Below are 22282 nucleotides of genomic sequence, written 5' to 3'. Positions count from 1 at the left end.
ATCAACCGGGTATCGACAGCGCGCTCACAGTCTGACCTGCGGAAGCGTCGGACGCGTCGGCACGACAGGGAGATTCAGCTCTGATGGAGAACGAAAGCCGCGAGCCCGCCATGCGGGTCGTGTTGCTCAGGGACAGTGGCTGGCCCGAGCAGCCCGGTGTCTGTTGCTGGCGGCAGGCGGTCCGTGACGCCTTCACCGCGGCGAACGCGACGGTCAAGGACGTGACCTGGCGGCGCCCGGCTCCTCCGCTCCCCAACGCGCCCGCCCCGGCCCGCACACCGCGCCTGGCGTTCCTGTCACCGGCCCTGCGCAAGCCGCTGGCCAAGGCGTACGGCAAGTCGCGTCGATCCCTGCAGCGTACGAGCGAACTGCTCCGCCCCCGTCCCGCCCCCCAGGCCGCGCCGGCCGGCAAGCCGGCCGGGCCGCGCTCGCTGCCCGGGCTGGAGAACGCCGACCTGGTCATCGCCGAGACCCTGGAGGCCGCCCGCGCGGCGGTCAACGGTGGCACCCCGTTCCGGCAGGTGTGGGCCCTGGCGCTGCCCGCGCAGTGGCTGCCCGCCGGCAACACCACGGAGTACGGCACCCAGCTCAACCGCGTGGCGGACGTCATCGGTGGTTTCCTCACCGACAGCGAGCTGGCCCGCGAGTCGGTCGAGCGGGCCGTCTCGACCCGCCGCCCCAGGATCGAGATCTTCCCGCCGATCGCCGTCGACCGGCGCTGCGACGCCTGCGCCGACAAGCCCGCGGTCGTCGAGCGGCCCACGGCGGAGCCGGTGCTCAACCCGGAGACCGGCGAGGTGATCACCCCCGAGCCGCCGCCGGCCGGCCCGGCGCAGCTGGAGCTCTGGCGCCGGCTGAGCATCGAGCAGGAGACCGGCCCGCTGCCGTACTCCTTCGCCGCCGCGAAGTTCCGCGACCTGTCCAGCGCCTGGCTGCCCGCCGAGCGTTCCGGCTGGGGCAACGGCCTGCCGACCACGCCGATGGGGATGCCCAGCGACGGCGCCCCGGCCGACTGGACCACCGCCGCCCAGCGGCGGGGCGTCGAGGCGGTGCGCAAGGCGGTCATGCCGGAGCGTCCGCGTACGCCGCGGGCGCCCCGCAAGGCGATGCTCGCCGGCTTCGACCTGAAGTTCGCGGTGGACCTGGGTGAGCGCCTCGACAAGCGCACCGACCTGGAGATGTCCATCGACGACTGGCCCGGCCTGGCCCGGCCGACCAATCTCACCGAAGCCCGGATGGCCGAGTCGGACTCGATCTTCGCCGAGTGGGCCCGGACCAGCGCGATCTGGATGTCCGAGCGCAAGCGCCCGGACCAGTTCATGGCGATGCGGCTGCACCGCTTCGAGCTGGACTCGCCGTACCCGCACGAGATCGTCATGGAGAACGTCGATGCGGTCGTCTACATCGCACCGCTGTTCGGGCGACGGATCCGTGACGAGCTGAAGTGGCCGCTGGAGAAGCTGCTCTTCATCCCGAACTACATGGAGACCGAGTGGCTGGACCGACCGAAGCTGCCGGGGGCCGAGTTCACCCTGGGCTTCGTCGGCTTCGAGTTCATCCGTAAGCGGTTCGACCTGGCGCTGGACCTGCTCACCGAGATCCGCCGCACCGACCCGCGCTTCACCATGGCGGTGCGCGGCAAGATGCCGTGGACCAACAAGTACGCGTGGAAGGACGAGGAGGAGCGCGAGTACGTCGGCTGGTGCTTCGAGCGCATCGAGCGTGACCCGCTGCTGCGCGACGCCGTCACCTTCCACGCGCCTGGTCGGGACATGGCCCGCTGGTTCCGGCAGGTCGGCTTCATCATCTCCACCAGCGACGAGGAGGGCAGCCACGCCTCCGTCGCCGAGGGCATGGCCTCCGGCGCCGTGCCGATCATCCGGCCCTGGCCGGGGGCGGACGAGCTCTACCACAAGGACTGGGTGCACGCGACGACCAGCGAGGCCGCCGCCGCCGTGCTGAACACCGCCCACGGCAACGGATGGGCGGAGCAGTCGGCTCGCGCCAAGGCCGAGATCAACCGCAGCCACAACCCGGACAACGTCGTCGCCGCGTGGGCGGACCTCCTGCACGGCGACGTCGCCGGCGCGCGCAGCTACTTCGCCGAGTTCTCCCCGCTCTGATCGAGTCCTGAACGCCGGGGTCCGGGCCACCGCATGGTGGGCCGGGCCCCGGCTTCGTTCGCGGGGTCGCCGACGGCGATGCGAGATCGGTGCGCGCGGATGATCGCCGGACGGCCCCACGGCTCCTATAATCCGCACAGCCATCGTCGTCTCGTCTCGTCGAACCCGGGAGCACCCATGCCAGCAACCGACGAAGGGCGGGGCACCGCCGGCCCGACGGCGACCTCCCACGGGGGGACGCTCCGGCCGGCCTTCGGCTCGCTGGGCAGCCTGCTCGTCCGCCGGGACGTCGCGGTGGCGACGGTGGCTGCGGTGGCCCTGGCGGTCGTCGCCGCGACGCTCCTGGGCGCCGGCGCCACCACGGTCCTGCTGGTGGCCGCCATCGGGCTGGTGCTGCTGGCCGCGCTGCACTCGCACCGGCAGAACCGGCTCGTGATGTACGAGCTGCGCCGTCGGGTCGGGCAGCTCGACCACGAGGTGACCCGGCTCGTCGGCCGGTTCGACACCACCGAGCAGCAGCACGAGCAGATCCGCGCCGAGGTGCGGCACACCACGGAGACGGTCGAGGCGATCACCCTGGACCCTGCCGTCGAGCGGGTCAACGAGTACATGAAGCGGGTGGTGGTCCGGGAGACCGGGCACACCTATCGCGAGGTCGAGTCGCTGCTCAACCTCTATTCGATGATCACCGTGGAGGGTCGGGTGCCGCCGATGCGGGGCTGGGCGGCCTCTCCCGACGTGCTCCTGCTCCTGGTCGACCTGGTGCGCACCGAGCGGCCCGGATTGATCGTGGAGTGCGGCAGCGGCGTCTCCACGCTCTGGTGCTCGCTGGCGTTGCGCCAGTTCGGCGTCGACGGCCGGGTGGTCAGCCTGGAGCACGACGAGGCGTACGCCCGGCAGACCAACAAGCTGCTCGCCGAGCACGGGGTCAGTCACCTGGCCGAGGCGCGACACGCCCCGCTGGAGGAGTTCGACCTGGGCGACCACAGCGCCCCCTGGTACTCCCGACGGGCCTGGGCCGACCTGGACCGGATCGGCCTGCTCTTCGTCGACGGCCCGCCCGGCACGACCGCCGGCCAGGCCCGCTACCCGGCCCTGCCGCTGCTCGCCGACCGGCTCGCGGCCAACGCCGCGGTGGTCATGGACGACACGGTGCGCCGCGACGAGCAGGACATCATCAAGCAGTGGCTGACCGACGTGCCGACGCTCACCGAGGAGCGGTTCAAGCTCGAGAAGGGCGCCTCGGTGCTGCGCGCCGCCGGCTGACGGTCGACACACGCGACGGCCGGCCCCGGGAACCGGGACCGGCCGTCGTCGGTGGGGTCAGCGCAGCCGGGCCGCGATCACCTGGGCGATCCGCTCGCCGGCCCTGCCGTCCCAGAGCGGCGGGGTCGGCCAGGACTCGGCCCGACCGGCCGTGAGCACCGCCTCCACGATCTGTGGCAGTCGCTCCCGGGTGACCAGCTGGTTGGTGCCGTGGGTGATGGTGACCGGTCGCTCGGTGTTCGGGCGCAGGGTCAGGCAGGGTACGCCCAGCATGGTGGTCTCCTCCTGCACCCCGCCGGAGTCGGTGACGACCGCGGCGGCGCCCCGGACCAGACCGAGGAATTCGACGTAGCCGAGCGGGTCGATCACCCGCAGCGCCGGGTGGTCGAACAGGCCGGCGGCCTGCAGTCGGCCCCGACCGCGCGGGTGCAGCGGCAGCACCACCTCGGCCTGGTCGGCGACCGCGTGCATGGCCTTGACCAGCGCGGCAGCGTCGGCCGGGTCGTCCACGTTGCCCGGCCGGTGCAGGGTGGCCACCACGTAACGGTCGGCCAGGCCCAGCTCGGTACGGGCCTTGTCCTGGTCGAAGCGGTCGATGTTGGCCAGCAGGGTGTCGATCATCGGGTTACCGACGAAGTGGATCTTCTCCGGTGCCACGCCCTCGTTGCCCAGGTGCGCCACGGCGTCCGGGCTGGTCGCGAAGAGCAGGTCGGACAACCGGTCGGTGACCAGACGGTTGACCTCCTCCGGCATGCTCGGGTCGAAGCTTCGCAGACCGGCCTCGACGTGCGCGAGCGGGATCTGCATCTTCGCCGCGACCAGGGCGGCGGCCACGGTCGAGTTCACGTCGCCGTAGACCACCAGCATCCCAGGGCGCTCAGCCTCGAAGAGGTCCTCGAGACCGGTCATGATCGCCGCGGTCTGCTTGGCGTGCGTACCCGAGCCGACCTCCAGGTTGACGTCCGGCTCCGGCAGCCCGAGCTGGCGGAAGAAGACCTCGGACATCCGCTCGTCGTAGTGCTGGCCGGTATGGACGAGCTTCTGAGACACGCCGAGGGCAGCCAGGGCGCGGATCACCGGTGCCGCCTTCGGGAAGTTCGGGCGGGCCCCGGTGATGTGCAGGACGAGATCAGACATTCAGGCCTTCCAGAGATGTGGTCGTTTCCAGCCGGTCGGGCGGGCCCCGGGACCCGGTTCCCGCCCGACGGCCGACGTTACGCCGAGCGGGACGACCGCTCCGCGAGCTTGTCGCGAACGAGCTGCTCAAGGACCTTGCCGGCGGCCTCCACGTCACCCACCGGCGAGTTGTACGCGAGCTGCTTCTGCCCGTTGAGCGGGCTGCCCGCCTCGGTCAGACCCCAGACCGACGTGCCGCTGCCCTTGTAGTCCGACCACTTCGACGGCAGGTAGGGGTTCAGTGGCTGGTAGTCGGCGGTGAACGCGTCGTTGACGATGAGGCAGTCGAACTTGGTGGTGAGGTTGAGGAACTCCAGGAAGCGCACGTACGGCCCGACCTGGATGCAGTCGGCGATGCCCAGCTCGGCGGCACGCCGGTCCAGCTCGGCCGGCTTGGTGGTGAACACGTGGATGCGCAGCTTGCGGCGCAGCTCCTCAGGGGCGTTGGCGACGGCGGCCAGCACGTCGTCCATGCCCCGGGTGGCGTAGAAGACGCCGAAGTACGCCAGGTGGATCAGACCCTCCGACATCGGGTAGTCGAAGTCCACCATGGAGTAGAAGTCCCTGGGCAGGGTCGGGTGCGCCGACACGACCGCCTTCGACCGCGCCGTCGCCGCCACCTTCTCATCCGAGCAGTAGCTCATCATGTACTCGAGCTGGTTCGGGTTGGTGAAGATCAGCTCGTCGGCGAGGACGTAGGTCAGCTCCTCACACCAGACGAAGCAGTTGCTGGACTCGGGGATGGGCAGCCCGAGCGCCTTCGCGCCGTTGCGCAGCGTCTCCAGCACCGGGCCATCCTCGACCGGGGTGCCCCGCTCCTCGTCCAGCATGTCCTTCGACAGCGGGTCGGAGAACTCGGCGGTCCAGCGGACCTCCGGGTTCGCCAGCTTGTAGACCGCGGCCAGCAGGTGCGAGGCGGCGAAGTGGGCCCGGCTGTAGATCCACTCGTAGCGGCCCTTCTCGGCCTCCCACTTGTGGATCTCCGCCATGCCGGCCTCGACGAACTTCTCCATCGAGCCCCAGTGCGAGAAGTAGGTCGGGGTGGCCACCGGCGCCTCGTCGGCGATGAACGGGCCGGAGATCCGCCGGACCGTCTGGTCCTTGGTCCGCATCCGGTCCATCGCGTTGTAGACGACGTCCGCCACCCCGCCCATGTTCCGGACCCGCTTGGCCATCACGATGGCGCTCGCGTCGGCGTACGGCGAGAAGGCGTACGCGACCACGAGGCCGCGCGGCATGCCGCGGTTGACCAGCCCGTGCGGCAGCTCGAAGACCGGGAACCGGTCGAGCTCCTTGACCACCTCGGGGTGCTGGTCCGGGTGCTGGGCCAGGTAGTCGCCCATCCGCTCGGCCTGCCGGGCCACCGCCTGGGTGACCAGTTCACCGACGGCGCTGCCGGAGTCGGCGTGCAGCCGCTCGAGCCGGACGACCGTCGCCAGCCGCTCGGTGATCTCGGTGCGGAAGTCGCCCGTGCCGGGCCGGGCGGGCACGGCGGTGCGGTGGTACACCGCGTCGGCGGCGGTCGTGAGTTCCGCGGGGCCGTGCACGGCCGCGGCGAGCCAGAAGACGCCGTCGACCTCGTCGACCACACCGGTGCGGAACAGCCGGTCGGCCAGGGCGGTGCTCACCAGCCGGCCGACCGCCAGGTCGGCGGCGCTGTCGACGGCCTCGCCGTCGGCGACCACGGAGGCGGCGGCGACGACGCCGTCGCCGGCCCCGGCCAGCAGCGCCTCCAGATAGTTCGGAGAGAGCCGGTCGCCCGCCTCGACCAGGGTGACGTACTGCCGGGAGGCGGCGGCCACGCCGAGGGAGAAGGCCCGGTTCAGGCCGGCCCCGGCGACGGTGACCACGCGTACGGCCAGGGCGGGCCGGGCGGCGCCGAGGTCGTGCACCGCGGCCCGACCCGCACCGTCGGTCAGCACGACCACCACCTCGACCAGACCGGTGTCCACCGTCTGCCGGGCGATCCCGTCGAGGGTGTCGGCGAACCGGTCACCGGCGCCGGCCAGCACCACGGTCACGCCGGGGGTGAGCTGCCGCGCGGTGGGCGAGAGGGCGCGGGCGCCCCGGGTGTGCAGGCTGTCCCGGTCGGCGGCCTGCTCCCAGCCGGCGAGCACCTTCCGGTCGACCGCACCCTTCACAGGCTTCAACCATGGGCGTCGATGTGTCTCGACCTTCTTCCCGCCGTCCACATCAACGTTCGATGACTGACTGCCTGCCACGATCGTTACCCCTCCACGGTGATGGTGCCCGTCGTCGCGACCGATGCGGACGTTCCGTCGATCTTCGGGCACCTGCGAAGCCCACGTCCCAGGCCGGTGCTGTGAACCGCCCGCGTCGACCCATGCGCTAGTCTTCGCTGCGCATAGTAGCCAGTCTTCCGGTCCCGGAGGTACGTCAGGATGACGAACGGTGCGCCCGCCATGCTCGGCACCGCCAGCGATGGCCGGCCCGCAGCCGACGACGAACTGCTCGTCATCACGGACGAACGGCGTCGCGGCAGCGACGCGCTCGCCCTGCCCTTCCGGGCGGCGACCGTGCTCGAGCTCGGTCCGCAGATTGGTACGCTTCCGGTCACGGAGAGTTTCGACACGGTCGTCATCGACCGCGGCCCGCTGGATCTGCGCTGGCTCGACGCGCTCGTCCCGGCGCTCCGGCCGGCTGTGCGCCCGGGCGGTCGACTGCTCGTGATCCTCGACGTCGAGGGCCCGACGGACGCGGAGGAACCGGTCGCCGGCCGCCTGACCGGCCTGAAGTGGGCCGGCCTCGGCAGCCTCAACGGCCGTCCCTACGCGGCGCTGGAGCTGGCCGAGGGAAGCACCGAGCCGGCTGCCCAGCTGCTGACCGCCGCCATCGCGGTTCGCCTCGGCGCGGCCGAGGGCGCCGCTCGCCGCGACGTCGAGGTGGCCACCGCCCTGGCCGGCGCGGAGCGGGACCGCCGACTGAGCGAGACCGCCCTGCTCGGGCAGCTCGGCACCCTGGCCGACCGGGTCGAGAAGCTGAACAAGGAGCTCAAGTCGCGCCCGCAGGCGCCGGGAGGCCAGCAGGCCGTGCGAGCTATCCTGGTCAAGTCCGAAGGCGGTCGGAAGATGCTCGGCGTCCTGCGCCGCGGCAAGCGGCTGGCCGGCAAGGTGAAGCGCAAGCTCTCCTGACGTTCCGCCCGCGGGCCACCGGACAGGGCGAAGACTCCCCCGAGGTACGCCTCGTCCGGTTCGACGGGCGCCGTCACTATCATTCCTGGCGGGCCACCAGCGACCGGCCTTCCATCTGAAACCATGTCCGTCGCAACTCGGCCGGTCGGCACGCAGAGACCCCCGCACCGGGCCACCCAACGAAGGAGTAGGCAGTGTCTGTCGATGTCGTGATTCTCGGGCTCGGATACGTCGGCCTACCGCTCGCCCAGGAGGCGACCAAGGCCGGGATGACCGTCCTCGGCTTCGACATCAACGCCCGCGTCGTCGAGTCGCTGAACTCCGGCAAGTCGCACGTCGACGACCTGTCCGACGGCGACATCGCCGAGATGATCGGCGGCGGCTTCCGGGCCACCACCGACGCCTCGGAGATCCGGGGCGCCGCCGCAGCGGTGATCTGCGTGCCGACCCCGCTCTCGGAGGACCAGGGCCCGGACCTGCGCGCGGTGATCGGCGCGACCGAGGCCGTGGCCGCCAACCTCACCGAGGGCATGCTGGTCATCCTGGAGTCGACCACCTACCCGGGTACGACCGACGAGGTGGTCCGGCCGATCCTGGAGAAGGCGTCCGGCCTCACCGCCGGCACGGACTTCCACCTGGCCTTCTCCCCCGAGCGGATCGACCCGGGCAACGAGAAGTTCGGCGCGCACAACACCCCGAAGGTGGTCGGTGGGCACACCCCGGCCTGCTCGGAGCGGGCCGCGCAGTTCTACGGCCGGTTCATCGAGACGGTGGTCCGGGCCAAGGGCACCCGCGAGGCGGAGACCGCCAAGCTGCTGGAGAACACCTACCGGCACATCAACATCGCGCTGGTCAACGAGATGGCCCGGTTCTGCCACGAGCTGGACATCGACCTGTGGGACGTCATCCACGCCGCCGCCAGCAAGCCGTTCGGCTTCCAGGCGTTCTACCCGGGCCCGGGCGTCGGCGGCCACTGCATCCCGATCGACCCGAACTACCTGAGCCACAACGTGCGGGCGAAGCTCGGCTACCCGTTCCGCTTCGTCGAGCTGGCGCAGGAGATCAACGCGACGATGCCCGCGTACGTGGCGCACCGGGCGCAGAACCTGCTCAACGACGCCGGCAAGGCCACCAACGGCGCGTCGGTGCTGCTGCTCGGTGTGACCTACAAGCCGAACATCGCCGACCAGCGCGAGTCGCCGGCCGTCGAGCTGGCCCAGAAGCTGGGCGCCCTGGGCGCCAAGCTGAGCTACCACGACCCGTTCGTGAGCCAGTGGAAGATCTCCGACGTGGACGTGCTGCGGGTGAACGACCTGGAGAGCGCCGTCGCCGCCGCCGACCTGGTCATCCTGGTGCAGAACCACAAGCAGTACGACGCCGACCGGCTGGCCGAGATCGCTCCGCGCTTCTTCGACACGCGTGGCGTCACCAAGGGCGACAAGGCCTACCGGCTCTGACGCCCCACCGCTGAACAGCGCAGCCGCGTCGCACCTCCGGGTGCGGCGCGGCTCCGTCGTTTCCGGGGCTGGACCGCACGCGGCGGGTCACCAGACCCGGCGGCGACCGGCCCGGTGGTTGCGGACCTCGCACTGCCGGCCCGGCGGCGCCGCGCCGACGCGGCGCAACCGCGCCCCGAGCATCGCCGCCAGCAGCACCACGACGACGCCGGCCACCCCGGCCACCAGCGTCAGGTTCACCCGGCCCAGGGCGGTCACCGACGCCACCGGCACCCCGCCGTCCGGCTCGGCGAGCGCCGCCGAGGACGCGCCGGCCGTCGCCGCCGGCCCGGCGGTGCCGCCACCGGACGCGACCCGGGTACGCGGCGTCGCCGGCACCGGGAAGTCCACGTCCGAGCAGGAGTAGTAGGTGTCCTGGGTGTCGGAGTTCTGCCAGATCGTGTAGATCAGGTGCCGGCCGGTCCGGCCGGTCGGCACCCGCCCCGGCATCTGGTACGCCCCCGAGCGCACCGGCGGGTCGGTGGCCGTGAGGAAGGGCCGCTGGTCCAGGTCCGCCCAGCTGAGTCGCCGGCCCGGATCGTAGCCGGGACGGGTCAGGTACAGCCGGAACGTACCCTTGTGCGGGATGGTGGTCCGGTAGCGGAAGGTGAACCCCCGGCCCGGGGTCAGCCGGGTCGCCGGCCAGTCGTCCCGGGCCAGGTCCAGCCCGTGGTACGCGGACAGCCCGCCGCTGCACAGCTCCCCGTCGGGGATCCGCTGCCGGTCCCGCCCGTCGACCCGCGCCACCCGCACGTTGTCCCACTCGCGTACCGCCGCGCCGGCCGCCACGGCAGCCAGGCAGGCCGGGGTGTCGGCCGCCGTACCCGCCGGACCGCAGGCCGCCGCGCGGCTGACCGGGCTGGTGGGGGCACCGTGCGCGTGGGCGGGGGTGGTGACGGGCAGCAGCGTCACCGCGCCGGCGAGGGCGGCGGCGAGCAGTCGGCGTACGGCCATGAGATCGACCTCCCGCGCACAGGTACGTACGCGGGCCGGCAAAGGTTCGACGGCGCGGCGGAATCGGCCACGGCCCCTCAGGCGTCGACGTCGACGACGACCTTGCCCCGCGCGGCGCCTCGGGCGACCAGGTCGTGCGCCTCCCCCACGGTGTCCAGGGTGAAGCGGCGAGCGTCGAGCCGGGGACGCAGCGCGCCGGCGTCGGCCAGTGCCGCGCCCTCGCGCAGGATCTCCCCGTGGTGCTCCCGGCCCTGCCCGGTCAGCATGGGCAGCAGGGTGAACACCCCGGAGTAGGTCGCCCCGCGGAACGACAGCGGTGCGAGGGCGTGCGACCCCCACCCGAGCGCGCTCACCACGTGTCCGTGGTAGGTACGCACCGCCGCGAACGAGGCGTCGAGCGTCGCGCCGCCGACGTTGTCGGCGACGATGTCGAACCCCTCGCCCCCGGTGTACGTCCCGACGTACTCCTCCACGCCGACGACGCTGTAGTCGATGGGCACCGCGCCCAGGCTCTGGATGACATCCATGCTCGACGGGCCGCCCGTCGCGTAGACCTCGGCGCCCCGGGAGCGGGCCAGCTGGATCGCGACGTGCCCGACGCCGCCGGCGCCCCCCTGCACCAGCACCTTCTGCCCGGCGTGGACCCCGGCCCGGTCGACCAGCCCCTCCCAGGCGGTGATCAGGGCCAGCGGCAGCGCGGCGGCCTCCCGCATGGAGAGCGCGGCCGGCTTGCGCGCCAGCAGCCGCCGGTCCACGGCGGCGTACTCGGCCAACGAGCCCTGGAGATCGCCTACGCCGCCGGTGAGCCCGTACACCTCGTCACCCGGCCCGAAGTCCGTGACGTCCGGACCCACCGCGACCACCACCCCGGCGAGGTCCAGGCCGAGCACCGCCGGCGGTCGGACCCGGGCGTGCGGGGCCTGGCCCGCCTGGATCTTGGTGTCCAGCGGGTTGACGCCACTGGCGACGACCCGCACGAGCACCTGACCGGCGCCGGCGGAAGGTCGGTCGATCTCGTCGACCCGCAGGGGAGCACCGAACTCCCGGAGTACCACGGCACGCACGACGCACCGCACCTTTCTGTTGTCGAGGCGTCCTCGGGACGCCGGTTGTGCGGACCGCCACCCGGCTGGAGGTGGCGGCCGCGGGGTCAGCTGGTGCGCTGGAGCACCGGGACGATCCGGAAGTCGACCGTGGAGTGGTCGATGGTGGCGTGCACCGGGGAGTCGGCCATCTCGGTCATGATTCCCGAGGCGCTGCGCCGGCCCTGCGCCACGGAGTCCCACGCGACGATGTCGGTGATGGTGCCGTCGTCGTCCTGGACGATCCGGCGCCACCGGAAACCGGGCTGTCGCCGCAGGTAGTCGTTGATCGCCGCGTTGGCGTCGACGAAGTCGGCGCCGGTGAGGCCGGGGACGAGCCGGAAGGTCGTCATCTCGAGCGCTTCGCTCATGGGTGCACTCCTCGTGGTGTGTGGTCAGCCCTGTGCGGTGGACCGCATGACGATCTCGTTGACGTCGACGCTGTCGGGCTGGGAGATCGCCTGGGCGATCGCGTCGGCGACGGCCGACGCCGGCATTCCCAGTTCCTCGGCCGCCGCGTGGGCGGCGGCCCGCACCTGAGGGTCGCCACCCCGTTCGGTGAGTTCCGAGTGGGTGTAGCCGGGGCTGACCAGGGTCACCCGGACGGCCCGGCTCTCCTGGCGCAACCCTTCGGTGAGGGCCCGGACCGCGTACTTGGTGGCGCAGTAGACCGCGGCGGTCGGGTCGACACGGTAGGCGGCGGTGGAGCCGATGTTGACGATGTGCCCCGTGCCGCGCGCCCGCATCAGTGGCAGCGCGGCGGCGATGCCGTACAGGGTGCCGCGCAGGTTCACGTCGACCATCTGCTCCCACTCGTCGACCCGCAGCGCGTCGAGGGTGGACAGGGCCATCACGCCGGCGTTGTTGACCAGGACGTCGACGCGGCCGTGCCGGTCGTGGGCGCCCTCGACGAAGGAGCGCACGCTGTCCCGGCTCGTGACGTCGAGCTCATGGTGTTCGGCGGCGCCACCGGCGGCGCGCAGTTCGTCGACGAGTACGGCCAGCCGGTCGACGCGCCGGGCGCCGAGCACGACGTGATGGCCGTCGGCGGCCAACCGGCGGGCGGTCGCCGCCCCGATGCCGCTGCTCGCACCGGTGATGAGAATGATCTTCGAGCCGGCACTGTCTCCCACTGGTCCTCCTCTTGCCTCCGGGGCTGCGGCCGAGCGCCGCTGCTCAACGATCCGGCGGGCACCCGGACCCGGGAAGGGTGCGGTTTCCGGGGTGCCCGACACCCTGGCACCGAATACCTTTCGCGCCCTTTCAACGCCCTCTGTCCGGTCCCGTGCGCGAACCCCGGATCGGCGCACCCGACGAAGTCGCCAGCCGGCCGGGGACGTCGGCCCGGACCCGTAGGCTGGTCGACATGCCCGATTCAAACCGGCTCGGGGAATTCCTCCGTGCCAACCGTGCCCGGGTAGACCCGAAAGAGGTCGGTCTGCACGGCGGCGGCGACCGGCGGGTACCCGGGCTGCGCCGCGAGGAACTCGCCGTGATGGCCGGGGTGAGCGTCGACTACTACGCCCGCCTCGAACAGGGCCGCGAGCGCAACCCCTCGGCCCAGCTGCTCGACGCGATCGGCCGGGCCCTGCGCCTCGACCCGGACGCGCGCGGCCATCTCTTCCGGCTCGCCGGGCTCCACCCCCGACGCGGCCCGGACAACTCCCGGGACTCCGTTCACCCCGCCCTGCTGCGGCTGCTGGACGCCTTTCCCACCGCCGCCGCCTACGTGCTCGGTCCCGCGTTCGACGTGCTGGCCACCAACGACGTGGCCGCCGCGCTGCTCTCCCCGTTCACCGGTCCGACCAACATGGTCCGGGTGCTGTTCCAGCACCCGCAGGCCCGCACCGTCTTCCCCGACTGGCCGACGCTGACCGAGAACGTCGTACACGCCCTGCGGCTGAACGCCGGCCTCTTCCCGTACGATCCCCGGATCCGGGCGCTCGTGGCCGACCTGCGACGGGACTCGCCGCCGTTCCGCGCCCTCTGGGCCGACCAGCACGTGCAGGGCCTCACCCGCATGTTCAAGGTCATCCACCATCCCGAGGCGGGGCCGGTCGAGCTGACGTACCAGACCTTCGACGTCCGCGACGCTCCCGGTCAGCAACTGCTGGTCGGCACGCCCGAACCGGGCAGCCGCAGCGCCGCGGCCCTGGCCGCCCTGGTGGCACCGGCTCGGGAGCTCGCGGAGCAGCCGCCGGTGGGTGGTCGGTCGGCCGGGGAAGCACCCGACCGGCCGGCCGGTGAGCGGGCGCCCTGACGGACGGGACCAGCGAGCCCAGAAACGCCGAAAGCCCCGGCGAGGATTCCTCGCCGGGGCTTTCGTCCGCTCAGGTGGAGCCGAGGGGACTCGAACCCCTGACCCCCACACTGCCAGTGTGGTGCGCTACCAGCTGCGCCACGGCCCCTTGCGGTCGTCCCGGTTGCCCGGGCACGAGAGAACTATACACACGGCCCTCGGCATGGTCATCTCGCGGGGGTCCCCCCTGCGCGGGTCGCTCAGTTGAGCGCCACGTCGGGCGGAAAGTGGGCCACGGCGGCCAGCATGCCGCCCTGCCGGCGCAGCACCATCGGCCACAGGTCGTCGGGCCGGTCGACGAAGGCGTCACCGGGCAGCGCGTCGAGCACGAACCACGATCCCTCCTCGATCTCCTGCTCCAGCTGCCCCGAGCCCCACCCGGAGTAGCCGGCGAAGACCCGGATGCCGCCGATGCTCTCCCGCAGCCGCTCCGGGTCCACCGACAGGTCGATGGTGCCCACCGCGCCGGAGACCCGGTGGAAGCCCTTGAGCGGCTTGATCGGGTGGCGCATCCGGGCCAGGCAGATCGCCGAGTCGGGCTGGACCGGGCCGCCCTCGAAGAGCACCGCGGGATCCCGGGCCAGGTCGCTCCAGTCGCCGAGCACGTCGGCCACCGGCACCTCGGTCGCCCGGTTCAGCACCACACCGAGGGCGCCGCCGGCCTCGTGGGCGACGAGCAGCACCACCGTACGGTCGAAGTTCGGGTCCTTCAGGGTGGGCGTCGCGACCAGCAGCCGTCCGGTCATCGACTCCATAGCGCGACCACCGATCGCCTGTCCCTCTCCCTGCATCCTGGACCTCCGTCAGCCGCGCACCGGGGCCGACCCGACGCCCTCGACCGTCCGCGCTGTCAACGCCATGCCTGGCACCATAGCCTGCGTCCCCGCCGCTGGCTAAGGTCTGACGGGCGGATGATCGAACAGGATCGAGGGAGGGTCGATGGGTCCAACGGCGGAACTGGCGGTGATCGGCGGATCGGGGCTCTACGCGCTCCTGGACGGCGCCACCGAGCACACGGTCGAGACGCCCTACGGAGCGCCTTCGGACGCGATCACCATCGCCGAGGTGGGCGGCCGGTCGGTGGCGTTCCTGCCCCGCCACGGTCGCGACCACCGGCACCCGCCGCACCTGATCCCGTACCAGGCCAACCTGTGGGCGCTGCGGTCACTCGGGGTTCGCCAGGTGCTCGCCCCGTGCGCGGTGGGTGGCCTGCGGCCGGAGCTGGGGCCGGGCACCTTCGTGGTGCCGGACCAGCTGATCGACCGGACCAGCGGACGCGCCCAGACCTACTACGACCGGGGCGCGGTGCACGTCTCCTTCGCCGACCCGTACTGCCCCACCGGCCGGCGTACGCTGCTCGACGCGGCGAGCGGCCGGCACGTGGCCGCGGTGGACGGTGGCACGGTGGTGGTGGTCGAGGGGCCGCGCTTCTCGACCCGCGCCGAGTCCCGCTGGTTCGCCTCGATCGGCGGCTCGGTGGTCAACATGACCGGCCATCCGGAGGCGGTCCTGGCCCGCGAGCTGGCCCTCTGCTACACCTCGATCGCCCTGGTCACCGACCTGGACGCGGGGGTGGCGGCCGGCGAGTCGGTGACCCAGGAGGAGGTCTTCCGGGTCTTCGCCGAGAACACCGACACGTTGCGCGCGGTGCTGCTGGACGCGGTGGCGGCGCTGCCCTCGGCGCGGGACTGCCCGTGCGCGCACGCCCTGGACGGGATCAAGCTCCCCTTCGAGCTGCCCTGACCCCGGAAGCGCCCGAAAGGCGGCGTGCTGCCGATAGATTCGGTTGGTCGGGGGGCTGACCACCCAGCCGTCTCCGGCACCGCGCGGCAGACGGGGGCAGCTGGCGATGGCGACGGTCCGGGAGACGACCTACGACCTGTTGCGGTCGCTCGGCCTGACCACCGTCTTCGGCAACCCGGGCTCCACCGAGGAGACCTTCCTCCAGGACTTCCCCGCCGACTTCCACTACGTGCACGCCCTGCACGAGGCGTCGGCGATGGCGATGGCCGACGGGTACGCCCAGGCCACCGGCCGGCCCGCACACGTCAACCTGCACACCGCGCCGGGCACCGGCAACGGGATGGGCAACCTGGTCACCGCCTGGCACAACCGGACCCCACTGATCGTCAGCGCCGGCCAGCAGACCCGGGAGATGCTGCTGATCGAGCCCCGGCTGGCCAGCCCGCGGGCGGCGGAGCTGGTGCGACCGTACGTCAAGTGGGGGTACGAGCCGGCCCGCGCGCAGGACGTCCCGGCGGCGTTCATGCGGGCGTACGCCACGGCGGTGCAGCCCCCGGCCGGACCCGTCTTCCTCTCCCTGCCGATGGACGACTGGGACCGGGTGGCCGACCCGCCGCCGCAGGTCCGGACGGTGGCCACCCGGTTCGCGCCCGACCCCGCACGGCTACGGGAGTTCGCCGACCTGCTGGCGGGCAGCCGGGCGCCGGTGCTGGTGCTCGGTGCGGCGGTGGACCGGGCGGGGGCCTGGCCGGCCGCGGTGGAGCTGGCCGAGTGGCTGGCCGCTCCGGTGTGGGCGGCCCCGGCGCCGGAACGGGCCGTCTTCCCCGAGGACCACCCGCAGTTCCGGGGTGTCCTGCCGTACGCCATCGGGCCGCTCGCCGAGGCGCTGCACGGCCACGACACGGTCCTGGTGGTCGGGGCGCCGGTGTTCCGGTACTACCCGCACGTGCCGGGCGACCACCTGCCCCCCGGCGCCCGGCTGCTGCACGTCACCGACGACCCGGACGAGGCCGCCCGGGCGCCCGTCGGGGAGAGCCTGCTCGCCGACGCCGGGCTGGCCCTGGCTGCGCTGCGGGAGCTGCTTCCCCCCACCGACCGGGCCCGGCCGGGACCACGGCCCGACCCGGCGCCGCCGGCGGTGACCGATCCCCCGACCCCGGACGCGCTCTTCGCGGCGCTGGCCGCCTGCTGGCCGGCCGACGGGGTGCTGGTGCAGGAGTCACCGTCCAACCTGGCCGCCCTGCGCCGGCGGGTGCGGATCCGCCGGCCGGCGTCGTACCTCACCATGGCCAGCGGGGGCCTCGGGTTCGGCCTGCCGGCGGCCGTCGGGGTGGCGCTGGCCGAGCGGGACACCGGGCGGAGCCGGCCGGTGGTGGCGGTGATCGGCGACGGCTCGTTCCACTACTCGGTGCAGTCGCTCTGGACGGCGGCTCGGCTACGCCTGCCGCTGGCCGTGGTGGTGCCGGTCAACCAGCAGTACGCGATCCTCAAGGCGTTCGCGGAACTCAAGCACACCCCCGGCGTGCCCGCGCTGGACCTGCCCGGGCTGGACGTGACCGCCGTGGCCCGGGGCTACGGCTGCGCGGCCACCGTCGTCGACGACCTTGACCGGCTGGGTGACGCCCTGGCCGGGGCGCTCGCCGCCGACCGGCCGACCGTGCTGCCGGTGCCGATCAGCACCGAGGTCCCCGCCATCCTGTGACCGCCCGCCGCGCCCGGTCTCAGGCCCGGGTCAGGGCCAGCGGGGCGCCGGTGACCACGTCCAGGACCGGCCGGTCGCCCAGCGGCGCGGTGAGGGAGACGCTCACCGGTTCCAGCTTGAGCTGCATGGTGCACGGACCGGTGGGGCGGACCACGGCGGCACCGACCACCACGACGTCGTCACGTTCGACCACCAGCGGCGTGATGTCGCTGTCGCAGGCGCCCACCCCCACCCGGTAGTCGATCCGGCCGTCGGTCACCGCGCGCAGGCTCACCCCGGCGACCACGTCCGGCGGTGCCGCCGTGCCCGGGCCGCTCCCCTCCGGCGGGGCGGTGACGGCGTCGGGGGCGACGGCCACCCGCGCCACCGGCACCGCCAGCTCCTCCACCGTGAACAGCCAGGCCGGCACCTCGGCAACGCCCCGGCTGGTGCGTACGGACGCGATGCCGAGCCGTACGCCGGTGACGGTGAGCGGTACGCAGGCGGTGGACGGCTCGCTCTGCACCGGAGTGTCCGGGCCGGGCTCGATCGTCGGGCCGGGTCCCGGCGCCCTGGGGCGCCCGGCCGGCGCCGTCGGGTCGGACCCGGGCGCGGGCGACTGGCCGGGCGGCGTCATCGGCCGGCCCTCGCACGGCGGCGGATCACCCTGGTCGAGCTGGCGGAACGCCTCGTCCGCGCCGACCAGCGGCACGGTCATCGTGCCGTCCGGGAACCGGATGGTGCCGGGGGCCAGCTTGAACATCGGCAGCGGGTTCTGCAGCCGGTACCAGCCGGCGCGGAAGGCCGTCTCGGTGTCCGGGCTGAACCTGGGGTCGCCGGTCAGCACGGTCGGCTCCTGCAACGGGACGTACCCGGTGTCCCAGCCGGGGCCCGGACGCCACGCCCCGGCCACCTCGGCGGCCCGCTTGTCGAACGCCGCCCGCCGCTGGTCGGGCACGGACGGCTCGGCCCCGCCGGCGGTGGACGGGTCGGAGCCGGCCGGGGCGCAGCCCGCCACGACGACCAGGAGGGGCAGGCCCAGCAGGGCGAGGATGCGACGCATGGGAGTTGGACGCCGGCTGCGGCGCACCGGTTCCCCGGCGGTCAGGTCTCGCCCCCGAGATCGGTCTGGTACGCCTGCCAGATCAGGTCCGCGCCGCGCTGCCGGTGCCGGGCCAGCGCCCGCAGCAGGTGCCCGGCCCGGCCGCACAGCTCCTCGCACTCCACCCCGGGCAGTTCGGCGGCGCGTTGCAGGGCGGCCAGGGCGGTCGCGATCGCGGCGTGCTCGCGGGTCAGCAGCCGTACGCCGTGGTCGAGTCGCGGCGCGTGGCCGAGCAGCTCCGCGTAGAGACCGGTGGGTCCCTCGGTGGCCCGGACGTGTTCGGCGAAGCCCCGGCGCACCGGGGCCAGCCGCAGGATCAGCCGCTCCCGCCAGCGCGCCTCCCCGGGCGGCACGGCGAGCGCCCGGGCCAGGGCGTGCACGTCGCCGCTGAAGGTGGGCCGGGACGGCGGCGGGACGGGCGGCCGGCCGGTCCCGGTGACGGTGGTCGGCTGCCGGACCGGACGGGTGACCATGGGCACCTCCCGCGCTGCGCTGCTACCGCGTACAGCGATGGTGGACCCGCCGGTCCGCCCTGTCCAGGCATACGGCCCGCCTCATTGGCCCCATCGTCCCCGGCAGTCCCAGCGGCACCGCCGGCCTCAGCCCAGCGGTCTGGTCGCCATCTCCCGCAGCTAGTCGGCGAGGGCGTGCACGTCGCCGTCCCGGCCCGCGGTCGGGCGGCCGGCAGTCATCGCGTCGGCCAGCGCCCGCAGCTCGTGCGGCGGGAGGGTCGCCAGCCCGGGGCTCCGCAACGGGATGGTCACCCGGCGGCCGGTCGCGGGATCCCGGGCCACCACGGTTGGCACCCGGACCACGGCGTCGTCTCCCGCCCGGTAGCCGGTGGCCCCGGCAGTGACCTCCGCCGTGGCGAGGTCCACGGTCCGGCTGCCGAGGGCGCCCCGGGCCCGGACCCGGGTGCCGTCCAGCCAGGCCGCGGTGCGCAGCACCTTGAGTACGAGGTAGAGGCCGAGCAGGACGACCGGCAGCCCGCAGAGCCCCACCAGCCGTACCGACCCGAACCCGTCGTCCTGGACGGGTCGACCGGCCAGGTCGGGCGGGAGCATGCCGGGCGGCAGGTCCCGGGCTTCCTCGTACGACGGCACCGGGTCCCCGAAGCCGCTGATCCGGCGCAGCAGTGCCTCCCCGGTCAGCGGCAGCAGCACGAAGGCCGCCCCCAGCGCGGCGAACAGCCCACCCACCACGACGCTGAACGCCCGCTGCCCACCCGACACCCCGACCGACAACCGCACCGGCTCATTCATCACGCCGTCACCCTAACCAGCCCACGCCCACCCCCGTTGATCATGAAGTTGGCGGTGCGGAATGTTCATTTCGTCGCGGCAAACTTCATGATCAACGGGGGCATACGGAGGTGAGGGGGTGGAGAGGGGGTGGAGACGACTGTGCGCCCCGGTCCGGGTGGACGGGGCGCACAGGTCAAGGTGGTGGAGGTGCCGGGAATCGAACCCGGGTCCTTCGCCGGTTTGTCAGGGCTTCTCCGAGCGCAGCTCGCTATGCCTCTACTCGGCCCCACCGCTCACGCGAGCAAGTTGGTGTGACGGGCCCAGTCGCTGATTGATCTCGCCGCACGGACCCCGCGACCGGGTCCGATTGGCCAGCCTCCTAACTGATGCCGGCATACTGGGACGGAGGCGCTCCCAGGCCGACAGACTCACTACTCGCCTCAGGCGGCGAGAGCGAAGTCAGCGCGATTGTTCTTGGCGCTTATTGGTTTCCGACGACCGATTCTCGAGACGACGTCGGCTTCCTCGGCTCGCTTCCCCTGTCGCTGCGTACGAAGTCGAAACCAGTCACCCCCTCGACAGGCCACCGGTGTCGGTGGCACTGACAAGCCTAACGCCTACCGCAACGGGTTTCATCCCGAGCCCCGCCCGAACCTGCCGACCGGGACGAAAGGGACGAGTCAGTCGTCCATTCCCTTGCCACGTCGGCCCGCCGCCCGCTGGATCTCCCGGTCGGCGTCCCGCTTGGCCAGATCCTGTCGCTTGTCGTACGACTTCTTGCCCTTGGCCAGGGCGATCTCGACCTTGGCCCAGCCGTCGGAGAAGTACACCTGGAGCGGGACCATGGTCAGGCCGCCCTCCTTGGTCTTGCCGATCAGCCGGTCGATCTCCAGCCGCTTCAGCAGCAGCTTGCGCGTACGCCGCGGCTCGTGGTTGGTCCACGTGCCCTGGGTGTACTCCGGGATGTGCATGCCGTGCAGGTACAACTCACCGTCGCGCTCCTGGGCGAACGCGTCCACCAGCGACGCGCGGCCCGCCCGCAACGACTTGACCTCGGTGCCGGTCAACGCCATGCCCGCCTCGTACGTGTCGAGGATGGCGTAGTCGTGGCGGGCCTTCTTGTTGGAGGCGACCACCTTGCGGCCTTTTTCCCGTGGCATCCGGCGCCACCTCCCTCCTCGTGGGTCCGCGACCACCCGGCCGCGGAGCGGAGATCATGCTACCCGAGAGACAAGGGCCCCTCCGCGCCGTTTATTCCGGCGCGGAGGGGCCCTCGGAGAGCCGGGACCTGACTAGACCCGCAGGTAGAACCGGAGGGTCACCCAGGCGGTGACCGCGCTGACCACGGCGCCGACGCCGGCCATCAGCGGGAACACCAGGAAGATGTCACCCCAGGAGATCGGCGAGATCAGTCCCTCGAGCGCCGACAGCGAGCCGCCGCCGCCCAGGGTCTTCACCGCGATCAGCGCCACCAGGCCGAACAGTGAACCGATCACACCGGCCACCACCGCCTCCAGCACGAACGGCGCCTGGATGAACCAGTTGGAGGCACCGACCAGCTTCATGACGGCGACCTCGCGGCGCTTGCTGTACGCGGCGACCTGGATGGTGTTGGCCACCAGCAGCAGCGCGGCGATCGCCATCACGATCGAGATCGCCAGCGCGAAGGTCTGGATGCCGCTCAGCACGCCGAAGACCTTGTCCAGCAGCTTGCTCTGGTCGACGATCTCGTCGACGCCCTCGACGTCCTTGTACTGCGAGTAGATCTGCTTGTACTGCTCAGGGTTGACCAGGGTGAGCCGGAACGACTCGGGCAGCTGGTCCGGCTTGACCGCGTTCACCAGGTCCGGAGCGTCCTGGTACATCTGCTGGAAGCGCTTGTACGCCTCGTCCTTGTCGACGTAGTCGACCGTCTTGACCAGGCTGTCGCCCTTGAGCTTGGTCTCCAGCTCGGTGCGCTGCTCGGGCTTGACGTCGGTCTTCAGGAAGACGGAGACCTGGATGTTGTCGTAGTACAGGTCCTTCATGTCGCTGACCTTCTGGTACAGCAGCCCACTGCCGCCCAGCATGAACAGCGACACGGCCATCGTGATGATCATCGCGATGGTCATCGTGACGTTGCGCCACAGTCCGACCATGACCTCGGTCAGGACATATTTCATCCGCATCGGGAAATTCCTCCGGCTCTCCGGCGTGAGGTGTTTCGTCGTCAGGATCTACGGCTGGCGGCGCGCGCCGGCTCAGCCGTAGACGCCGCGGGCCTGGTCGCGCACGATACGGCCGCTCTCGATCTCCACGACGCGGCGACGCATCTGGTTCACGATGTTGGAGTCGTGCGTGACCATCACGACGGTCGTGCCGGTGCGGTTGATCCGGTCCAGCAGACGCATGATCTCGATCGAGGTGTCCGGGTCCAGGTTTCCGGTCGGCTCGTCCGCGAGCAGGATCAGCGGACGGTTCACGAAGGCTCGCGCCACCGCGACCCGCTGCTGCTCACCACCGGAGAGTTCGTGCGGATACCGGTGCTCCTTGCCGCCCAGCCCGACCAGTTCGAGGACCTCGGGCACGACCCGGCGGGCGACCGCCTTGGTCTTGCCGATCACCTCGAGGGCGAACGCCACGTTCTCGTACGCGGTGCGGTTGGGCAGCAGGCGGAAGTCCTGGAAGACGCAGCCGATCGAACGCCGGAAGTGGGGTCGCTTCCAGGAGCGCATCGTGGTGACGTCCTTGCCGTTCACGACGACGCGGCCCTTGTTGGGGCTGACCTCGTGCAGCAGCATCTTGATGATCGTGGACTTGCCGGAGCCGGATGGACCGATGAAGAAGACGAACTCGCCCTTCTCGATCGAGACGGACACGTTGTCGAGCGAAGGCCGGGACGCCTTCGGGTACGTCTTCGTCACTTGCTCAAGCTGAATCACGGGTGGTGAGTCTACGCGGTGTAACCGCAGAGCCAAGTGCCAC

Annotated in this window: 20 protein-coding genes, 1 tRNA gene and 1 other RNA gene; 7 read left to right on the top strand and 15 right to left on the bottom strand. The window is 72.2% G+C overall.

The window, feature by feature from the left end:
* Positions 1-83 precede the first annotated feature (83 nt).
* Both GA0074704_RS08460 and GA0074704_RS29655 read left to right on the top strand, forming a co-directional pair.
* Positions 84-2123, top strand: a complete 2040-nt coding sequence (locus tag GA0074704_RS08460) for a glycosyltransferase family protein (RefSeq protein ID WP_157743627.1) — start codon at positions 84-86, stop codon at positions 2121-2123.
* Positions 2124-2300: 177 nt separating this feature from the next.
* Positions 2301-3389 carry a class I SAM-dependent methyltransferase gene (locus tag GA0074704_RS29655; RefSeq protein WP_157743626.1) on the top strand — a complete coding sequence of 363 codons (1089 nt, stop codon included), beginning with the start codon at positions 2301-2303 and terminating at the stop codon, positions 3387-3389.
* A 57-nt stretch (positions 3390-3446) separates the two neighbouring features.
* Here GA0074704_RS29655 and wecB read toward each other — a convergent pair whose 3' ends face one another.
* Together wecB and GA0074704_RS08445 are read right to left on the bottom strand one after the other, a co-directional pair.
* Positions 3447-4526, bottom strand: a complete 1080-nt coding sequence (gene wecB / locus GA0074704_RS08450) for a non-hydrolyzing UDP-N-acetylglucosamine 2-epimerase (RefSeq protein ID WP_088969984.1) — start codon at positions 4524-4526, stop codon at positions 3447-3449.
* A 77-nt stretch (positions 4527-4603) separates the two neighbouring features.
* Entirely contained in the window at positions 4604-6706 is a 2103-nt protein-coding gene (locus tag GA0074704_RS08445; protein WP_088969983.1) for a hypothetical protein, read from the bottom strand.
* 261 nt (positions 6707-6967) lie between these two features.
* Between GA0074704_RS08445 and GA0074704_RS08435 the strand changes: the two genes are divergently transcribed.
* Both GA0074704_RS08435 and GA0074704_RS08430 read left to right on the top strand, forming a co-directional pair.
* On the top strand, positions 6968-7717 hold the full coding sequence (locus GA0074704_RS08435; RefSeq protein ID WP_157743625.1) for a hypothetical protein: 750 nt from the start codon (positions 6968-6970) through the stop codon (positions 7715-7717).
* Between the two features lie 194 nt (positions 7718-7911).
* Positions 7912-9174 carry a nucleotide sugar dehydrogenase gene (locus tag GA0074704_RS08430; protein WP_088969980.1) on the top strand — a complete coding sequence of 421 codons (1263 nt, stop codon included), beginning with the start codon at positions 7912-7914 and terminating at the stop codon, positions 9172-9174.
* Positions 9175-9261: 87 nt separating this feature from the next.
* Here GA0074704_RS08430 and GA0074704_RS08425 read toward each other — a convergent pair whose 3' ends face one another.
* The 4 genes from GA0074704_RS08425 to GA0074704_RS08410 all read right to left on the bottom strand — a co-directional run bounded on the left by GA0074704_RS08425 (position 9262) and on the right by GA0074704_RS08410 (position 12382).
* On the bottom strand, positions 9262-10167 hold the full coding sequence (locus GA0074704_RS08425) for a lytic polysaccharide monooxygenase auxiliary activity family 9 protein (protein WP_088969979.1): 906 nt from the start codon (positions 10165-10167) through the stop codon (positions 9262-9264).
* 77 nt (positions 10168-10244) lie between these two features.
* Entirely contained in the window at positions 10245-11231 is a 987-nt protein-coding gene (locus GA0074704_RS08420) for a zinc-dependent alcohol dehydrogenase family protein (protein ID WP_088969978.1), read from the bottom strand.
* Between the two features lie 86 nt (positions 11232-11317).
* Positions 11318-11620 carry a hypothetical protein gene (locus GA0074704_RS08415; RefSeq protein ID WP_088969977.1) on the bottom strand — a complete coding sequence of 101 codons (303 nt, stop codon included), beginning with the start codon at positions 11618-11620 and terminating at the stop codon, positions 11318-11320.
* Positions 11621-11644: 24 nt separating this feature from the next.
* On the bottom strand, positions 11645-12382 hold the full coding sequence (locus tag GA0074704_RS08410; RefSeq protein ID WP_088969976.1) for an SDR family oxidoreductase: 738 nt from the start codon (positions 12380-12382) through the stop codon (positions 11645-11647).
* Positions 12383-12615: 233 nt separating this feature from the next.
* On the opposite strand from GA0074704_RS08410, the gene GA0074704_RS08405 reads away from it, so the two are divergent.
* Entirely contained in the window at positions 12616-13509 is an 894-nt protein-coding gene (locus GA0074704_RS08405) for a helix-turn-helix domain-containing protein (RefSeq protein ID WP_088969975.1), read from the top strand.
* 75 nt (positions 13510-13584) lie between these two features.
* Here GA0074704_RS08405 and GA0074704_RS08400 read toward each other — a convergent pair.
* Positions 13585-13657: transfer RNA gene (locus GA0074704_RS08400), tRNA-Ala, on the bottom strand.
* 91 nt (positions 13658-13748) lie between these two features.
* The gene (locus tag GA0074704_RS08395) at positions 13749-14339 is read right to left on the bottom strand and encodes a YqgE/AlgH family protein (RefSeq protein ID WP_088969974.1); all 591 of its coding nucleotides are present in this window, start codon (positions 14337-14339) and stop codon (positions 13749-13751) included.
* Between the two features lie 148 nt (positions 14340-14487).
* Between GA0074704_RS08395 and GA0074704_RS08390 the strand changes: the two genes are divergently transcribed.
* Both GA0074704_RS08390 and mdlC read left to right on the top strand, forming a co-directional pair.
* Positions 14488-15291 carry an S-methyl-5'-thioadenosine phosphorylase gene (locus GA0074704_RS08390; protein ID WP_088969973.1) on the top strand — a complete coding sequence of 268 codons (804 nt, stop codon included), beginning with the start codon at positions 14488-14490 and terminating at the stop codon, positions 15289-15291.
* 106 nt (positions 15292-15397) lie between these two features.
* The gene (mdlC, locus tag GA0074704_RS08385) at positions 15398-16993 is read left to right on the top strand and encodes a benzoylformate decarboxylase (RefSeq protein ID WP_088969972.1); all 1596 of its coding nucleotides are present in this window, start codon (positions 15398-15400) and stop codon (positions 16991-16993) included.
* A gap of 19 nt (positions 16994-17012) precedes the next feature.
* Here mdlC and GA0074704_RS08380 read toward each other — a convergent pair whose 3' ends face one another.
* The 7 genes from GA0074704_RS08380 to ftsE all read right to left on the bottom strand — a co-directional run bounded on the left by GA0074704_RS08380 (position 17013) and on the right by ftsE (position 22239).
* Positions 17013-18035, bottom strand: a complete 1023-nt coding sequence (locus tag GA0074704_RS08380) for a hypothetical protein (RefSeq protein ID WP_088969971.1) — start codon at positions 18033-18035, stop codon at positions 17013-17015.
* Between the two features lie 41 nt (positions 18036-18076).
* Positions 18077-18547: a hypothetical protein gene (locus tag GA0074704_RS08375; protein ID WP_088969970.1), complete on the bottom strand. Its 471-nt coding sequence runs from the start codon at positions 18545-18547 to the stop codon at positions 18077-18079.
* A gap of 159 nt (positions 18548-18706) precedes the next feature.
* Positions 18707-19336, bottom strand: coding sequence for a hypothetical protein (locus tag GA0074704_RS08370; protein ID WP_088969969.1), 630 nt, complete (start codon positions 19334-19336; stop codon positions 18707-18709).
* 181 nt (positions 19337-19517) lie between these two features.
* Positions 19518-19893: a transfer-messenger RNA gene (gene ssrA / locus GA0074704_RS08365) on the bottom strand.
* A gap of 105 nt (positions 19894-19998) precedes the next feature.
* Positions 19999-20478, bottom strand: coding sequence for an SsrA-binding protein SmpB (gene smpB / locus GA0074704_RS08360; RefSeq protein WP_088969968.1), 480 nt, complete (start codon positions 20476-20478; stop codon positions 19999-20001).
* A 132-nt stretch (positions 20479-20610) separates the two neighbouring features.
* Positions 20611-21486 carry a permease-like cell division protein FtsX gene (gene ftsX, locus GA0074704_RS08355; protein WP_088969967.1) on the bottom strand — a complete coding sequence of 292 codons (876 nt, stop codon included), beginning with the start codon at positions 21484-21486 and terminating at the stop codon, positions 20611-20613.
* Positions 21487-21558: 72 nt separating this feature from the next.
* Positions 21559-22239 carry a cell division ATP-binding protein FtsE gene (gene ftsE / locus GA0074704_RS08350; RefSeq protein WP_088969966.1) on the bottom strand — a complete coding sequence of 227 codons (681 nt, stop codon included), beginning with the start codon at positions 22237-22239 and terminating at the stop codon, positions 21559-21561.
* Positions 22240-22282 lie beyond the last annotated feature (43 nt).

This window comes from Micromonospora siamensis, from assembly GCF_900090305.1.
GTDB classification, from domain to species: Bacteria; Actinomycetota; Actinomycetes; order Mycobacteriales; family Micromonosporaceae; genus Micromonospora; species Micromonospora siamensis.
This window is presented reverse-complemented; position numbering and strand designations above follow the sequence as displayed.

What these genes read in the sequence shown, in the direction of transcription:
- smpB (WP_088969968.1), bottom strand. Translation starts at nt 20,478, where the DNA reads ATGCCACGGGAAAAAGGCCGCAAGGTGGTCGCCTCCAACAAGAAGGCC.
- GA0074704_RS08370 (WP_088969969.1), bottom strand. Translation starts at nt 19,336, where the DNA reads ATGAATGAGCCGGTGCGGTTGTCGGTCGGGGTGTCGGGTGGGCAGCGG.
- GA0074704_RS08395 (WP_088969974.1), bottom strand. Translation starts at nt 14,339, where the DNA reads ATGCAGGGAGAGGGACAGGCGATCGGTGGTCGCGCTATGGAGTCGATG.
- mdlC (WP_088969972.1), top strand. Translation starts at nt 15,398, where the DNA reads ATGGCGACGGTCCGGGAGACGACCTACGACCTGTTGCGGTCGCTCGGC.
- GA0074704_RS08375 (WP_088969970.1), bottom strand. Translation starts at nt 18,547, where the DNA reads ATGGTCACCCGTCCGGTCCGGCAGCCGACCACCGTCACCGGGACCGGC.
- GA0074704_RS08425 (WP_088969979.1), bottom strand. Translation starts at nt 10,167, where the DNA reads ATGGCCGTACGCCGACTGCTCGCCGCCGCCCTCGCCGGCGCGGTGACG.
- GA0074704_RS08405 (WP_088969975.1), top strand. Translation starts at nt 12,616, where the DNA reads ATGCCCGATTCAAACCGGCTCGGGGAATTCCTCCGTGCCAACCGTGCC.
- GA0074704_RS08435 (WP_157743625.1), top strand. Translation starts at nt 6,968, where the DNA reads ATGACGAACGGTGCGCCCGCCATGCTCGGCACCGCCAGCGATGGCCGG.
- wecB (WP_088969984.1), bottom strand. Translation starts at nt 4,526, where the DNA reads ATGTCTGATCTCGTCCTGCACATCACCGGGGCCCGCCCGAACTTCCCG.
- GA0074704_RS29655 (WP_157743626.1), top strand. Translation starts at nt 2,301, where the DNA reads ATGCCAGCAACCGACGAAGGGCGGGGCACCGCCGGCCCGACGGCGACC.
- GA0074704_RS08380 (WP_088969971.1), bottom strand. Translation starts at nt 18,035, where the DNA reads ATGCGTCGCATCCTCGCCCTGCTGGGCCTGCCCCTCCTGGTCGTCGTG.
- GA0074704_RS08415 (WP_088969977.1), bottom strand. Translation starts at nt 11,620, where the DNA reads ATGAGCGAAGCGCTCGAGATGACGACCTTCCGGCTCGTCCCCGGCCTC.
- GA0074704_RS08390 (WP_088969973.1), top strand. Translation starts at nt 14,488, where the DNA reads ATGGGTCCAACGGCGGAACTGGCGGTGATCGGCGGATCGGGGCTCTAC.
- ftsX (WP_088969967.1), bottom strand. Translation starts at nt 21,486, where the DNA reads ATGCGGATGAAATATGTCCTGACCGAGGTCATGGTCGGACTGTGGCGC.
- GA0074704_RS08460 (WP_157743627.1), top strand. Translation starts at nt 84, where the DNA reads ATGGAGAACGAAAGCCGCGAGCCCGCCATGCGGGTCGTGTTGCTCAGG.